The sequence below is a fragment of the Azospirillum sp. TSO5 genome (genome assembly GCF_003116065.1).
Lineage (GTDB): Bacteria > Pseudomonadota > Alphaproteobacteria > Azospirillales > Azospirillaceae > Azospirillum.
The window spans coordinates 73,445-88,530 of sequence record NZ_LGQY01000020.1 but is presented as its reverse complement, the minus strand read 5'-3'; the positions used below and the strand labels follow the sequence as shown (position 1 = coordinate 88,530).

Sequence of the window (15,086 nt, the reverse complement as noted above, 5' to 3'; positions counted from 1 at the left end):
GACCGCGTCCCTCATGACCGTGCCCTCATGATCTCCACCGGCATCGCCAGGACATAGCCTTCGTTGCGCACCGTCTTGATGTGGCTGGGCTCGCGCGCGTCGTCGCGCAGCCGCTGCCGGAGCCGGCTGACCAGCAGGTCGACCGACCGTTCGAACAGCTCCGCCTCGCGCCCCTGCGTCAGGTTGAGGAGCTGGTCGCGCGACAGGACCCGTTGCGGGTGGTCGAGGAAGACGCGCAGCAACCGGTACTCCGCGCCGCTCAGCGCGACGGCCGTGCCGTCCTGGTCGAGCAGGTGGCGGGCGACGGTGTCGAGTCGCCAAGTGCCGAAGCCCAACAGCTGTCCGGCCTCGCTGATCTGGAGGTTGGGCGGCAGCATGCGCGCCCGGCGCAGGATCGCCTTGATGCGGGCCAGCAGCTCGCGTGCGGCGAACGGCTTCGCCAGATAGTCGTCGGCCCCCATCTCCAGGCCGAGGACTCGGTCCATCTCGTCGTTGCGCGCGGTGAGCATCAGGACCGGCGTCGCGGCATGCCGCCCGGCGCGAAGCTCCCGGCACAGAACCAGCCCGTCGTCGCCCGGCATCATGATGTCGAGCACGATGAGATCCACCAGGTCGCGCTCCAGAAAAGAACGCATCTGCCGGCCGTCGGCGGCGAGGGTCACGCGCAGGCCGTTCCTCTTCAGATAGCCGGAAACCAGTTCCCGGATGTCGCGATCGTCGTCGACGATCAGGACGTGGTCGATGTGATCCATTCGGTCGAACCCCGCTGCTGTTCGGCGGTCTTATGACGGGTGGAGTGCTGCCCGCGTCCGGTGGTTTGTGTCGGTCTGTATCCGCCCCATCGCCTGATACATGCCGGTACAAAAATTCCCTGCCGCACGCCGGCGTCCGCATCGTTCCGTCTGGACAGCCTGCCTTCCGTGAATGTACTTATCAAAATAATGATTATGACGCAAATCACATAACGAGACACATCCATGCTTCCGTGCAAAGTTCCGGTTGCCCTGTTCGGTCTGGCCCTGTCGCTGGCCGTCCCCTGGTCGCCGGCCGCCGCCGCCCCGGTGAAGTCCGTGGTCATCGTTCATGGCGCCTTCGCCGACGGTTCGGGCTGGCGCAAGGTCTCCGACATCCTGACCGGCAGGGGCTATGCCGTATCGATCGTTCAGCAGCCGCTGACCTCGCTCGCCGACGATGTCGCGGCCACCCGCCGCGTCCTCTCGCTTCAGACCGGCCCGGCCGTCCTGGTCGGCCACAGCTATGGCGGGATGGTGATCAGCGAGGCCGGGAGCGACAGCCATGTCGCCGCACTGGTCTATGTTGCCGCCTTCGAACCGGACAAGGGCGAGAGCCTCGCCAAACTGGCCGAGAGCAAGCCGGTGCCCGGTGCCGAACCGGGTGCCGTCAAGGGCACCGCCGACGGCTATCTCTATCTTGACCCGCCGGCCTTCGCCGGTGCCTTCGCCGCCGACCTTCCGACGGCCGACGCGGCCTTCCTCGCCCACTCCCAGGTGTTCGCGGCGAAGGATGCCTTCACAGCGCCGGCCGGGGAGCCGGCATGGAAATCAAAGCCGAGCTGGGCGCTGGTGGCGACCGCCGACCGCTCGATCAATCCGGAGCTGGAACTGGACATGGCCCGCCGGGCCGGCAGCCATGTCCGGTCGGTCGAGGCCAGCCATGCCGTCTACGCCGCCAAGCCCGAGGCCGTCGCCACCCTGATCGTCGAGGCGGCCGAGGCGGTCTCGAATTGATCTTCCCATGATTTGCGGGGCGGGCGCGAAGCCGCACCCGGCCCCCGAAAGGGTTCAGTCATGATCCTTTTTCTTGTCTCCTTCCTGGCGGGTGCCCTGACCATCGTCAGCCCGTGCATCCTGCCGGTCGTGACCTTCGTCTTTTCCCGGGCGGGGCAGCCGCTGCTCCGCGGCATCCTGCCGATGCTGTTCGGCATGGTGGCCAGCTTCGCTGGGGTCGCCACGCTGACCGCCGTCGGCGGAGGCTGGGCGGTAGAAGCAAACGGGGCCGGGCGGGCCGCCGCCATCGCGCTGATGGCGCTGTTCGGATGGACGCTCCTGTCGCCCCGCGCCGCGGCGATGCTCAGCCGTCCGCTTGTCGCCGCCGGTAATCGGCTGTCCGCTCGGGCCGGCGTTGGCGGATCGCTTCTGCTGGGTGTCGCCACCGGTCTGCTCTGGACGCCGTGCGCCGGGCCGATCCTCGGGCTGGTCCTGACCGGTGCCGCGCTTCATGGCGCCAGCCTGCAAACCACCCTACTGCTGGCGGCCTATGCGGCGGGTGCTGCGACATCCCTGACCTTCGCCCTTCTTGCAGGCGGCCGGGTGCTGACGGCAATGAAGCGGTCGCTTGGCGTTGGGGAGCGTCTCCGCCAGGGACTGGGCATTGCCGTCCTTGCCGGTGTCGGCGTCATCGCCTTGGGGCTCGACACCGGGTTGCTGGCCCGCCTGTCCTATGCCGGCACAACGGGAGTCGAACAATCGCTGATCAACAGGTTTGCCCCTGCCTCTGTCCCGGTCGCTTCCGGAACGTCGGGTGTGTTGGAGACGTCCGGGACGGGCCTCGCGCTCGCCGATGCCCGGCGTGTCTATCGCAGCAGCCTGCCGGTCGAGGGCCTTCTGCCCTCCCTGGACGGTGCGACGGACTGGCTGAACTCGAAGCCGCTCACCGCGGAGGAACTGCGGGGAAAGGTCGTGCTGATCGATTTCTGGACCTACTCCTGCATCAACTGCATCCGGACGCTGCCGTACCTGCGGGCATGGGCGGAGAAGTACCGGGACCAGGGGCTGGTGGTGGTCGGTGTCCATGCCCCGGAATTCGCCTTCGAAAAGCGGATCGCGAACGTGGAGAAGGCGTTGCGGGATTTCGCCATCACCTACCCGGTGGCGATCGACAATGATTTCCGCATCTGGCGGGCGTTCGGCAACAGCTATTGGCCGGCCTTTTACATCGCCGATGCCACGGGCCGGATCCGCCATCATCAGTTCGGTGAGGGCGGGTACGAGCAGACCGAACGGGTCATCCAGGATTTGCTGGCAGAGGCCGCCGGACGTCGGGACGAGGATGGAAGGCTCGTCAGCCCGGCGGGGCAGGGCGCGCAGGCGCCCGCCGACCTCGACGATATCCGCTCCGGCGAAACCTATGTCGGCTATCGGCAGGCTGCGAACTTCGCATCGCCGGAACGGGACGGCATCGACCGGCCGCAGGACTACACGGTCGGTGCGCTGCGGCTCAACCGCTGGGGGCTTTCCGGCAACTGGACGGTCGGGGCCGAGCAGGCCCGGCTGAACCGGGCGGGCGGGGCGATCGTCTACCGCTTCCGGGCGCGCGACCTGCACCTGATCCTCGGTCCCGCCCAGGACGGCAAGCCCGTGCGTTTCCAGGTCACCATCGGCGGCATGGCACCCGGGCCGGATCACGGAACGGATACGGATGCCGAGGGCTATGGCACCGTTTCGGAAACCAAACTCTATCAACTGGTGCGGCAGGCGGGCGCGGTGCGGGAACGGACCTTCGAAGTACGCTTTCTCGACCCCGGAGTCGACGCCTACGCCTTCACCTTCGGCTGAGGAGAAACCCGCATGGCCCCGGACCTTTGCATCCACGCTCCTTCACTTGCCGGCCTCCCGGAGGTTGTCGCGCAATCGGGCGACCGCTCTCTGGAGCGCGCGGAACTCGTCGGGCGGAAGTCCGGAGGCCTTCACCGTCAACTCACCGAAGCCCAGACCCTTCTCGCGAAGCTGGCGCCCCGCCTCGGTCAGCGAGACGCGCACGCTGCGTTCGTCCTCATCGTCGCGCATCCGCGTGACATAGCCCATCGCCTCCAGCCGCTGGAGCATCGGCGTCATGGTGCTGGGCTCCAGGAACAGCGTTTCGCTGAGGCTCTTGACGGTCTGCCGATCCTCCTCCCACAGGGCGATGATGGTGATGTACTGGGGATAGGTGACGCCAAGCTGCTCCAGCACCGGCTTGTAGACCCGCGAATAGGCGAGGTTCGCCGAATAGATCGTGAAGCACATGAAATCCGCCAGCCTGGCGGATTGCGACCTCCCGGCCGGCGGAGCGGCCGGCGTGTCGGAGGCGGGGGCGGCGGGAGTGCTGGCGGTCTTGCGGCTCATGTCGTCACCGGGAGTTCGGTTGTCCTGATCACCATCGCCGCACCCGCCGACCTTGGCGGCACGCCGATGTGATTACGATCATAACTATTATCATGCATACACTGTGGGAGACAGCACGATGCGTGTTCTTCTGGCAATGGCGGCGGCCATCGGGCTCGCTGCCGCCCCCTGCGCCTGGGACGATGACCCCCGCGAGGCGCCTTCCATCCTGGCGCTGCTCTCGCAGCCCCTCCCTTCCTCTGTCGCACCCTTTTCACACCAGCCTGTCGACGCATCGGCAGCGGTGACCACGCCCCAACAGTGAGGACGAAGACATGAAGCTGTTCGAAGACCGGATTTCCTCCGCCGTCGCCCGTGTGCGGATTGCGCTGGCCCTGAAGGGGGTGGTGGTCGAGAGCGTCCCAATTTCCATCCTCGGTGCCGAGGCGCGCAGCCGGAGCGCCGATTACCTTGCGGTCAACCCGCAGGGTCTCGTGCCGGCGCTTCTGACGGACGACGGCGCGTTGATCACGCAATCGCTGGCCATTGTCGAGTATCTCGACGAGCGGTTTCCCGAACCGGCGCTTTTACCGGCTGATCCGGCCGAACGCGCCCTGGCGCGGTCGGTGGCCCTGTCCATCGCATCGGACATCCATCCCCTTTTGCCGCCCCGCGTGGCAAAGCGGTTGGGCACCATTCCGGGCGCCGATTCCATGACCGTCGGGGACTGGAACCGCCACTGGATTCAGGAAGGATTGACTGCGATCGAAGCCCTGTTGTCCCGCCAGCCGGAGAGACGGTTCGCCGTTGGGGACGCTCCGTCGGTCGCGGACGTCGTCCTCTTCCCGCAAGCCGTCAACGCGGAGCGGGCGGGCCTTCCTCTTGAGCATTGGCCACGCATCGCCGCCGTCGTCGCGACCTTGCGCACGATTCCCGCATTCGCGGCCAATGCGCCGGTGCCTCGGTCGGCAGACGCTTCCACCGAGTGAGATTTCCGGAAACAACGACCTAGCCTCGGCTGCGCATGTGCGGCGGGATCGATGTCGGCCCCGCTGATGCAACACAGCCATCATGTGTGTAACAAGTTGTCCGCCGGAACCGCCACCGTCGCTCAGAACTGGACAAGTTCATTGCACTGTGAGGTGTTGGACGGTTCCGGAGCCGTGGTCGGTGGAGGTAGCATGGACGGTCGTACGCGCGATCCGAGTGCAGGGCTGAGCTGGGTCTTGCGCCGCGGAGGACACCTGGCGCGCAGGCTGGCGGTCGTCTTGGTTCTGCTGGCCCCGGTCGCAGCAGCAGGTCGGGACCTGACGGGCACGGAATCGGGGACGATCATCGTCTTGACGTCGTTTCCCGCCGGATTCTACGAGCCGGTGCGGGAAGCCTTCGAGCGCGCTCATCCCGACCGGCATTTGCGCGTGATCAACACCAAAACCACTGCGGCGATCACCCGGCTGCAGGACCGCGAAGGCGAGGGCGTCGATGTTTTCTGGGCCTCTGCCCCGGATGCGTTCGAGGTTCTGAAGGCGGCGGGATTGCTGACCCCGATCGCATCCCGGCCGACCGGTGCCCCGTCGACCATCGGCAACCAGCCGGTCGACGATCCTGACGGCACCTATCTCGGCTTCGCGCTGTCCGGTTACGGGCTGGTCTGGGATCAGTCCTACCTCGACCGGCACGGGATTGCCGCTCCTCGGGGATGGGAGGATCTGCGGCGTCCCGGATATGCCCGGCACCTGGGTATCACAGCGCCGTCGCGGTCGGGCACCATGCATCTGATGGTGGAGACGGTGCTGCAACTCCAGGGCTGGGAGCACGGCTGGGCGACATGGCTTGAAATCGCAGGCAACCTTGCCACGGTGACGGCGCGCAGCTACGGCGTGGTGGAAGGGGTTGCCAAGGGTCGTTTCGGCATCGGGTTGGCCATCGATTTTCTGGGACAAGGGGTAGGCCAATCGGCGGAGCAGGGGCCGGAGGTGGAAGAAAAGCAACCTGCTACAGGCGGCTTGCGGTTTGCCTATCCGGTCGACAGCGTGTTCCTGCCGGCCAGCGTCGCGATTCTGCGCGGTGCTCCCAATCCGGCGGGGGCGAATGTCTTCGTCGATTTCCTGCTGTCGCAAGCCGGGCAGGAACTGATGCTGCGTCCCGACATCGGACGGCTGCCGGTGCGTCCGGACAGCTATGCCGACGCACCCGCCGGCTACCCCAATCCCTATGCACGGGAAACCGGCGACGACCTCTTCCTGTTCGACCGGGGCCTGTCCAGCCGTCGCTACGAACTGGTCAACCTGCTGTTCGACGAGCTGATCACCTTCCGGGTGAAGACGCTCAACCGTGTCTGGCAACTGATCCACGAGGGTGAAACCCGTCTCGCCACCACCCCCGATCCGGTGGCGCGCGACCTGCTTCGCGCCGCGCGAAAGGCCGCCACCGGGGTTCCGGTCAGCGCCGCCCAGGCTGCCGATCCGGCCTTTTCCGCCGCGCTGCGCCGTCCCGCCCGCGGCATGCCGGTTTCGGCACGGCAGGGAGAGCTGGAGGCGGAATGGCGAGCCTTTTCCAAAGACCGGCTGGAGGCGGCTCTGTCGGCATCCGAACGGGCCCTGGTCATCCTGCGCGTGGCGGCCGGAGAGGGGGGATGGCCATGAGCGCCCAGGCAAGTGTCCAGGCGGCCCCGCCGTCCGCGATGGGTGGCGGGACGTGGCCGGTACGCTTCGGCATCCGGGTTCGCCTCTTTCTTGCCTTCGTCGCCGTCGCGGTCCTGTCGGTTGTGGCCTGCGCGCTCGGCTGGCTGTCCTATGACCGGCTGGGCGGCACGCTCGACGAGTTCGCCGAAAGCCACCTGCCTGCCCTGGGCCTGGCGGCCAAGCTGGCGGAGGAGGGTGGAGCCATCATCGCCACCGCTCCCGTCCTGGCCGGCAGCCGGACGGAGGCCGAGATGGACGCGATCCGCGAGGCGCTGGGCCGCCGTCTGGCCGCCCTGCATTCACTGACGGACGCCATCGAAGGCGGCGTTCCCGGCCTGCGTCCGGTGGTGGATGCGCTCAGCCGCAATCTGTCGGAGCTGGACGGCACGGTACGTCACCGCTTGGCGCTTGGCCGCCGCAACCAGGAGGCCATCGAGCGTCTGCGCTGGCTGCACGCTGATTTCCTCGACGAGATCGAACCCTTGGTGGCGGACGCGCGCTTCAACATCCAGAGCGCGCTGGCGTCGGTAGAAAGTGGGAAGCCGTCGGCGGATGCCGTCCGCGTCCTGCGGGAAGAGAACCGGCGGAGCGAGGCGGTGCTGCAGATCGGCGCCAACGGCAATCTTGCGGTCGGGCTGATCGCGCGGGCGGCGACGCTCGCCACGCCTGAGATGCTGGACGACAATGCCGGATTCCTCGACGAGACCGCCGACCGGCTGCAACGCGACCTCACCGCGCTGGCCGACTGGCCCGACGGCGTGTCGCTGGGGCAGGTGGTGGGCCAACTCCTCGCCCTCGCCCGCGGGGCGGACGGCAGTGTGCCGGCGTTGCGCCGGGAAGAGCTGGAGACCACCGCCCGTGGGCAGGATCTGCTCGCCCAGAACCGGGACATCGTGGCCCGGCTGAATGGCCTGATCGCTCGGCAGGTCCAGGCGGTGGAAAGCGATTCCCGCGCCGCCGCCGGGCGCTCCGCCCAGGCCATCGCGTTCGGCCGCTCCTCCCTGCTGGCGAGCGCCGTGGTCAGCCTGCTGGTGGCTGTGCTGGTGGCGTGGCTCTACGTCAATCGCAATCTGATCTCCCGCCTGACCCGGCTGGGGGACGCCGCCCGCGCCATCGCCGCCGGGGACCTGAAGGCTGAGATCCCGTTGGGCGGCAACGACGAGTTGTCGGACATGGCGGCGGCGCTTCTGGTTTTCCGCGACACGGCCATCGCGGTGGAGGAGGCGAATGCCCAAGCGATGATCGACAACGCCCAGGCAGGTCTGGCGATCACCGACGGGGATGGCGTGATTGAGTTCGTCAACCCGCTCGCCGCCGCCCTGATCGCCCCGCCGTCCGACGGTCGTGCCGAGCAGGGTGGAGGGGCGCCCCGCCTTGCCGACCGGCTTGACGCCGAGGGCGCCGCCCGCGTCACGGCGTTCTTCGCCCAGGCGTCCGCCGGTCCCGAGGAGGGCGCCGCGCCGGCCCTGTCGATCCTGACCACCGGGCGGCGTCCGGACGGCGGGGCCGTGCCGGTGCAGGTCGGCGTCCGTCCCTTCTGGCGCCGCCAGCAGCAGCGCTTCATCGTCACGCTGACCGACATGACCGAGCGGGTGGAGGCCCAGCACATCCTGGAACGCACGGTGCAGGAGCGCACCGCGGACCTCCGGGCCACCAACGACCGGCTCGAACGGGCCATCGCCGAGCACCGGCGCACCGAGCGCGAGCTGCGCGAGGCGCAGGCGGAACTGGTCCAGGCCGGCAAGCTGGCGGCACTCGGCCAGCTTGCCGCCGGCGTCGGACATGAGCTGAACCAACCGCTCGCCGCCATCCGTTCCTACGCCCACAACGGCCGCAAGCTGATCGAGCTTGGCCGGACGGAGGAGGCCGGCGGTAATCTGGGCAAGATCGCCGACCTGACGTCCCGCATGGCGAACATCACGAACCACCTGAAGCGCTTCGCCCGGCGCCCCGATACCCGGCTGGGTGCGGTTGAACTGGGGCCGGTGATCCAGGGGGCGCTGTCGCTGTTCGGCGATCGTTTGCGCGAAGAGGCGGTTGCCGTCGCGGTCGAACTGCCGGATGCCGAGACCCCCTTGCGGGTCCGTGCCGAGGAGGTTCGGCTGGAGCAGGTCCTGGTCAATCTGCTGAGCAATGCGCTGGATGCCGTGGCCGCCGCCCCGGTCCGCCGCATCCTGATCCGGGCGGAGGCCTCGGGCGGCGTGCAGACCGGGGAACCCGACACCGTCCTTATCGAGGTGCGCGACAGCGGTCCCGGGATCGCCGCCGAGCTGGCCGGGCAGATTTTCGATCCGTTCTTCACGACCAAGCCGATGGGAACGGGGCTGGGTCTGGGGCTGTCGATCTCGTACAACATCGTCCGCGACTTCGGCGGCGTGCTGTCGGTGGCCGAGAGCGGCCCCGGCGGAACCGCCTTCGTCCTCACCCTGATCCGTGCGTGAAAGCCCCGCCATGACCGTCCTGCTGATTGACGACGATCCGGAAGTGCTCGATTCCAGCCGCCAGACATTGGAGTTGGAAGGGCTGGCCGTGCTGGCGGTGACGGAGGCCGAGGCGGCTTTGGCACGGCTCGGAGCATCCTGGCCAGGAATCGTGGTGACCGACGTGCGGATGCCGGGCATGGACGGCTTCGCCCTGCTGGACCGGATCCGCGCGGTGGATCCGGAGGTTCCGGTCGTGCTGATCACCGGGCACGGCGACATCGCCATGGCAATCCGTGCGGTCCGCGAGGGCGCTTACGACTTCATCGAGAAGCCCGCCGAACCCGGACATCTGGTCGAGGTGGTGAGGCGCGCCCTGGACCACCGCGCGCTGGTTCTGGAGAATCGGCGCCTGCGCGCCCAGCTCGCCGACGGCGGGCTGGAGGGACGCATCATCGGCCGCTCGCCGGCCATCGAGCGCCTGCGTGCCGCCGTTGCGAACCTCGCCGATGCGGAAGTCGATGTTCTGCTGTTCGGCGAGACCGGCACCGGCAAGGAGCTGGTCGCCCGCAGCCTGCACGAGGCCGGGCGGCGGCGGAGCGGCAATTTCGTGGCGCTGAACTGCGGCGCCATGCCCGATTCCATCATCGAGAGCGAGCTGTTCGGCCACGAGCCGGGCGCCTTCACCGGCGCGCAAGGACGGCGGATCGGCAAGCTGGAGTTCGCGGCCGGCGGCACCCTGTTCCTCGACGAGATCGAGAGCATGCCGATGCATCTCCAAGTCAAGCTGCTGCGTGTCCTGCAGGAACGCGCCATCGAGCGCATCGGCGCCAACCGGACGATCCCGCTCGACCTGCGGGTGATCGCCGCCACCAAGGTGGATCTGCTCAAGCTGGCGGGCGAAGGCAGGTTCCGCGAGGATCTCTATTACCGGCTGAACGTCGTCACCGTTCCGTTGCCCCCGTTGCGGGAACGGCGGGAGGACGTGTCTCTGCTGTTCCGCCATTTCCTCGACGCCGCGGCGACCCGGTCGCGCCGGACGGCGCCGCCGCTCGACGCAGCCACGCTCAGTCGCCTCGCCGCCCACGCCTGGCCGGGCAACGTCCGCGAACTGCGCAATGTCGCCGAACGGGTGGCGCTGGGGCTGGGCGACGGCCTCACGCCAGCCTCTTCCGCCCTGTCGGCGGCCGGAACGGCGGAGATCGAGCCGCTGGCCGACCAGATCGACCGCATAGAGAAGCAGTTGATCGAGGACGCGCTTGCCCGTTGCGGCGGACGGGTCGGCGAAACGGCGGAGCGGCTGGGGATCACTCGCAAGACGCTGTATCTGAAGATGCGCCACCATGGCCTGAGCCGGGACGATTTCACGGAGGAGTGAGCGGAGCGGCCCCAGCTATATTCCCGGTGCATGTTCCCGGCGTTACCCAGTCGCACCGGTGGATGTTCCCATCCTGACCCATCGATGCCGTGCGAAGCCAGATCGCGCAAGACCTGGCCCTTTGGCATGCGGATTGCTGATCCTCCAAGCATAAGACATCACGGGAGGAACAACACCGATGCTTCGCACCACGCTCGCCAGGCGCACCCTTGGCAATGCAGCCGCCGCCCTGGCCGTTCTGCTGCTGTCCGGCACCGCCGCCTTCGCCCAGGACGCCAGCGGCAAGCTGGTCATCGTCACCTCCTTTCCCAAGGACCTGACGACCGCTTACCAGCAGGCCTTCCAGAAGGCCTATCCGAAGGTCACGGTCGAGATCCTGAACCGCAACACCAACGCCGGCGTCAAGTATCTCCAGGAAACCGCGTCGAACAACGGCGTCGACCTGTTCTGGGCGTCGGCTCCCGATGCGTTCGAGGTGCTGAAGTCCGCCCAACTCCTGCAGCCCTACAAGCCCAAGGTGGAGGGCATTCCGGAGAAGGTCGGCGCCTATCCGGTCAATGATCCCGAAGGGATGTATTCCGGCTTCGCCGCGTCCGGCTACGGCATCATGTGGAACACCCGCTACATGAAGGCCAACGATCTGCCGGTTCCCAAGGAATGGGCCGATCTGACCAAGCCGGCCTATTACGACCATGTCGCGATCTCGGCCCCGTCGCGCTCCGGCACGACGCACCTGACCATCGAGACCATCCTTCAGGGCGAAGGCTGGGAGAAGGGCTGGCGTACCAACAAGGAGATGGCCGGCAACTACCGCACCATCACCGAACGCAGCTTCGGCGTGCCGGACGGCGTCAATTCCGGAGCCTTCGGTGTCGGCATCGTCATCGATTTCTTCGCGTTGTCCTCCCAGGCATCGGGCTTCCCGGTGGAGTTCGTCTATCCCACCGTCACCACCATCGTGCCGGCCAACATCGGCGTGGTGAAGAACGCCCCCAACAAGGCGGCAGCCGAGACCTTCGTCGATTTCCTGCTGTCGCCGAAGGGCCAGGAGGTCCTGCTGGAGCCGGCGATCCGCCGCCTGCCGGTCAATCCCGCGACCTATGAGAAGGCGCCCGCCGGCTACCCCAACCCGTTCAAGGACAAGTCGCTAGGCGCCCAGATAAACTTCGACGTCAACGTCTCGCAGGCCCGCTACAATGTGGTGGATGCGCTGTTCGACCAGCTCATCACCTTTCAGCTCGACGACCTCAAGGCGGCGACCAAGGCGATCCAGCAGGGCGAGGCGGCGCTCGCCAAGAAGCCCAACGACAAGGCCAAGGCGCTGCTGGCCGAGGCGCGCGACCTCGTCGCCGCCATGCCGGTGACGGCGGAGCAGGCCGCCGACCCGCAGCTGGCCGGAGCCTTCACGGTGGAGCGCAAGTCGGCCAAGGACGCGGTGCCGGAACGCCAGGCGCAGATCGAGCAGAAGTGGGCCGCCTTCGCCAAGGAAAACTACGCCGCCGCCCGCAAGAAGGCCGACGAGGCGATGGCTTTGGTGCGCTGACGCGCCGTCGCGTCGCGCACGGGGGACGCGTCGGTTGCGTCCCCTTTCTTCTCCCCAGATCACAGGCCTTTCCATGACGTCACTTGCGCTCACGCGAGACCGCATCGCGCGCGTGCGGCCGGGGCCGGCGCTGGCCGCGCTGCTGATCGCCGCCTTCCTGCTGCTGTTCCTTGTCGTTCCGGTGGTCCAGGTCATCTTCGTCGCCTTCCAGGACAAGACGACGGGGGCCTTCACCCTGGTCAATTTCGCCGACTTCTTCCGCAACGACCTGTTCATGCGGTCGTTCGGCAACTCCGTCTACGTCTCGGCGATGTCGGTGGTGGTGGCGAGCCTGCTGGCGCTGCCGCTCGCCTATCTGACCACGCGGTTCGAGTTCCGCGGTGCCGTGCTGATCCAGAGCCTGGGCATCATCCCGCTGATCATGCCGCCCTTCATCGGCGCAGTCGCCATGCAGCTGCTGTTCGGGCGCAACGGCACGGTCAACCTGCTGCTGCGCGACCATTTCGGCTTTTCGATCCCCTTCATGGAGGGGCTGAACGGCGTCATCTTCGTCCAGAGCATCCACTATTTCCCCTTCATCCTCATCAACCTGTCGGCCAGCCTGAAGAACATCGACCGGGCGATGGAGGAATCGGCGCAGAATCTCGGCTGCCACGGCTTCCGCCTGTTCCGCCGCATCGTCTTCCCGCTGGCGATGCCGGGCTATGTCGCTGGCGCCTCGCTGGTCTTCATCAAGGTGTTCGACGATCTCGGCACGCCCCTGCTGCTGAACGTCAACGACATGCTGGCGCCGCAGGCCTATCTGCGCATCTCCTCGATCGGCATCGCCGACCCGATGGGCTACGTCATCTCCGTCGTGCTGATCGCCTGCTCGCTGCTGGCGCTCTGGGTGTCGGCACTGGCGATGCGCGGCAAGGATTACGCCACGGTGCAGCGCGGCGGCGGCGGTCTGGCCAAGCGGCGCCTGAAGCCGCTGGAACTGGTGACGGCCTATGGCATCGTGCTGCTGATCCTGGTGCTGGTTCTGGCGCCGCATATCGGTCTGGGCCTGCTGTCCTTCGCCACCATCTGGTCCTTCAGCCCGCTGCCCGACTCCTTCACGCTGAAGCACTATCACACCGTCTTCACCGAGAGCGGACAGTACATCACCAACACGCTGCTCTACGCCTCGCTGGCGGCACTGCTCGACGTGGCGATCGGCACCGCCATCGCCTATCTGGTCCTGCGCACAAAGCTGCCCGGGCGGCAATGGCTGGATTACGTCGCGATGGCGGCGCTGGCGGTGCCGGGGGTGGTGCTGGGCATCGGCTATCTGCGCAGCTTCTACGGCGTGCCGATGCCGTTTTCCGGCCAGCCGCTCTCGAACTTCTGGCTGATCCTGGTCTTCGCGCTGGCGATCCGCCGGCTGCCCTATGCGCTGCGCGCCTGCACGGCGGCCCTGCAGCAGGTCAGCTCCTCGCTGGAGGAAGCGGCGGAGAATCTCGGCGCCACCAAGCTGCGCACGGTCGGGCGCATCGTCGTGCCGCTGATGTCGGGCGGCATCCTCGCCGGCTTCGTCACCAGCTTCGCAACGGCGGCGGTCGAGCTGTCGGCCACCATCATGCTGGTCCACTCGCAAAGCGATGCGCCGCTGGCCTACGGCCTCTACGTCTACATGCAGTCGGCAGCCGGGCGTGGTCCCGGTGCGGCGCTGGGCATCTTCGCCGTCATCATCGTCGGTCTTGGCACCTACCTGTCGCATGTCGTGATCGAGCGCGGTCGCCGCGAACGCGGCCAGGACCATTGACGGTCAAGACCACTGACAGAGCCCCCGAAGGGAACCCCATCATGAACCACCAGTTTTCTCCGGCCGCGCTCGTCCCCCGGATCGAGAGCGTCGGCGTCGACATCGAGGGCGTCAATCTCTCCTACGGCAGCAACCATGTCCTGAAGGACGTGAATCTCGCCATCAGGCCGGGCGAGTTCTTTGCGTTCCTCGGCCCGTCCGGCTGCGGCAAGACCACGCTCCTGCGGCTGATCGCCGGCTTCAACACCGCACAGGGTGGGGAGGTCCGCATCGGCGGGCGCGACATCTCCACCCTGCCGCCGCACCGCCGGGACGTCGGCATGGTGTTCCAGAGCTACGCCCTGTGGCCGCACATGACCGTGCGTCGCAACGTCGCCTTCGGGCTGGAGGAGCGCCGCGTGCCCCGCGCCGAGATCGAGCGGCGGGTGGATGCCGCCCTCGATCTGGTCGGGCTGAAGCATCTGGCCGACCGCCGGCCGTCGCAGCTGTCGGGCGGCCAGCAGCAGCGCGTGGCGCTCGCCCGCACCGTGGTGATCGAGCCGAAGATCCTGCTGCTCGACGAGCCGCTGTCGAATCTCGATGCCAAGCTGCGCGTGCAGATGCGCCAGGAGTTGCTGAGCCTTCAGCGCAAGCTCGGCCTGACCACCATCTTCGTCACCCACGACCAGGAGGAGGCCAACACCATCTGCGACCGCATCGCGGTGATGGACGACGGCAAGGTGCAGCAGGTCGGTACGCCGCAGGACCTCTACGACCATCCGGCCAACCTGTTCGTTGCCGGGTTCCTCGGCACCGCCAATGTGCTCGACGGCACGGTGCAGGGCCGCGACGGCGGCACCGTCTTCGTCGCCGGCGGCGTCACGCCGGTGGCGCTGCCGCCGTCGGTGGCGCCGGGGGCAGCGGGCAAGCTGATGTTCCGTCCGCAGAACCTGATAATCCGTGAGGATGGCCGCCAGGACGGCGGCCCCCCGGCCCCCGGCCATGCCCGGCTGACCGGCACCGTCCGGCACCGGGAGTTCCTGGGCGCCTCGATCCGCTATGCGGTTGACGTTGGTGGACAGCTGGTGCAGGTGGACGCGCCGCATCAGACGGGCGATGCTCTGCTCGCCCCGGATGCCCCGATCATTCTCGACCTCGCGGCCGACAAGGCCCGCTTCCTCAGCCGATAAGGT

11 protein-coding genes are annotated in these 15,086 nt (G+C 67.6%); 9 read left to right on the top strand and 2 right to left on the bottom strand.

Annotated features, from left to right (window positions below):
* Positions 1 to 11: 11 nt before the first annotated feature.
* The gene (locus TSO5_RS06225) at positions 12 to 752 is read right to left on the bottom strand and encodes a response regulator (RefSeq protein WP_109150778.1); all 741 of its coding nucleotides are present in this window, start codon (positions 750 to 752) and stop codon (positions 12 to 14) included.
* A gap of 225 nt (positions 753 to 977) precedes the next feature.
* Here TSO5_RS06225 and TSO5_RS06220 point away from each other — a divergent pair, with 225 nt between their 5' ends.
* Both TSO5_RS06220 and TSO5_RS06215 read left to right on the top strand, forming a co-directional pair.
* Positions 978 to 1,748, top strand: a complete 771-nt coding sequence (locus TSO5_RS06220; RefSeq protein ID WP_109150777.1) for an alpha/beta hydrolase — start codon at positions 978 to 980, stop codon at positions 1,746 to 1,748.
* A 60-nt stretch (positions 1,749 to 1,808) separates the two neighbouring features.
* Entirely contained in the window at positions 1,809 to 3,575 is a 1,767-nt protein-coding gene (locus TSO5_RS06215; RefSeq protein WP_109150776.1) for a cytochrome c biogenesis protein DipZ, read from the top strand.
* A 42-nt stretch (positions 3,576 to 3,617) separates the two neighbouring features.
* On the opposite strand, the gene TSO5_RS06210 is transcribed toward TSO5_RS06215, so the two are convergent.
* Positions 3,618 to 4,124 carry a MarR family transcriptional regulator gene (locus tag TSO5_RS06210; protein ID WP_109150775.1) on the bottom strand — a complete coding sequence of 169 codons (507 nt, stop codon included), beginning with the start codon at positions 4,122 to 4,124 and terminating at the stop codon, positions 3,618 to 3,620.
* A gap of 314 nt (positions 4,125 to 4,438) precedes the next feature.
* On the opposite strand from TSO5_RS06210, the gene maiA reads away from it, so the two are divergent.
* The 7 genes from maiA to TSO5_RS06170 all read left to right on the top strand — a co-directional run bounded on the left by maiA (position 4,439) and on the right by TSO5_RS06170 (position 15,083).
* The gene (gene maiA, locus TSO5_RS06200) at positions 4,439 to 5,092 is read left to right on the top strand and encodes a maleylacetoacetate isomerase (protein ID WP_109150773.1); all 654 of its coding nucleotides are present in this window, start codon (positions 4,439 to 4,441) and stop codon (positions 5,090 to 5,092) included.
* Positions 5,093 to 5,143: 51 nt separating this feature from the next.
* Positions 5,144 to 6,748, top strand: a complete 1,605-nt coding sequence (locus TSO5_RS06195; protein WP_247870610.1) for an extracellular solute-binding protein — start codon at positions 5,144 to 5,146, stop codon at positions 6,746 to 6,748.
* Entirely contained in the window at positions 6,745 to 9,228 is a 2,484-nt protein-coding gene (locus tag TSO5_RS06190) for an ATP-binding protein (protein ID WP_247870609.1), read from the top strand. The genes TSO5_RS06195 and TSO5_RS06190 overlap by 4 nt, the downstream gene beginning before the upstream one ends.
* 10 nt (positions 9,229 to 9,238) lie before the next feature.
* Positions 9,239 to 10,585: a sigma-54 dependent transcriptional regulator gene (locus tag TSO5_RS06185; RefSeq protein ID WP_109150771.1), complete on the top strand. Its 1,347-nt coding sequence runs from the start codon at positions 9,239 to 9,241 to the stop codon at positions 10,583 to 10,585.
* 178 nt (positions 10,586 to 10,763) lie between these two features.
* On the top strand, positions 10,764 to 12,128 hold the full coding sequence (locus TSO5_RS06180; RefSeq protein WP_109150770.1) for an extracellular solute-binding protein: 1,365 nt from the start codon (positions 10,764 to 10,766) through the stop codon (positions 12,126 to 12,128).
* 73 nt (positions 12,129 to 12,201) lie between these two features.
* On the top strand, positions 12,202 to 13,914 hold the full coding sequence (locus tag TSO5_RS06175; protein ID WP_109150769.1) for an iron ABC transporter permease: 1,713 nt from the start codon (positions 12,202 to 12,204) through the stop codon (positions 13,912 to 13,914).
* A 41-nt stretch (positions 13,915 to 13,955) separates the two neighbouring features.
* Positions 13,956 to 15,083, top strand: a complete 1,128-nt coding sequence (locus TSO5_RS06170) for an ABC transporter ATP-binding protein (RefSeq protein ID WP_109150768.1) — start codon at positions 13,956 to 13,958, stop codon at positions 15,081 to 15,083.
* Positions 15,084 to 15,086: the final 3 nt, after the last annotated feature.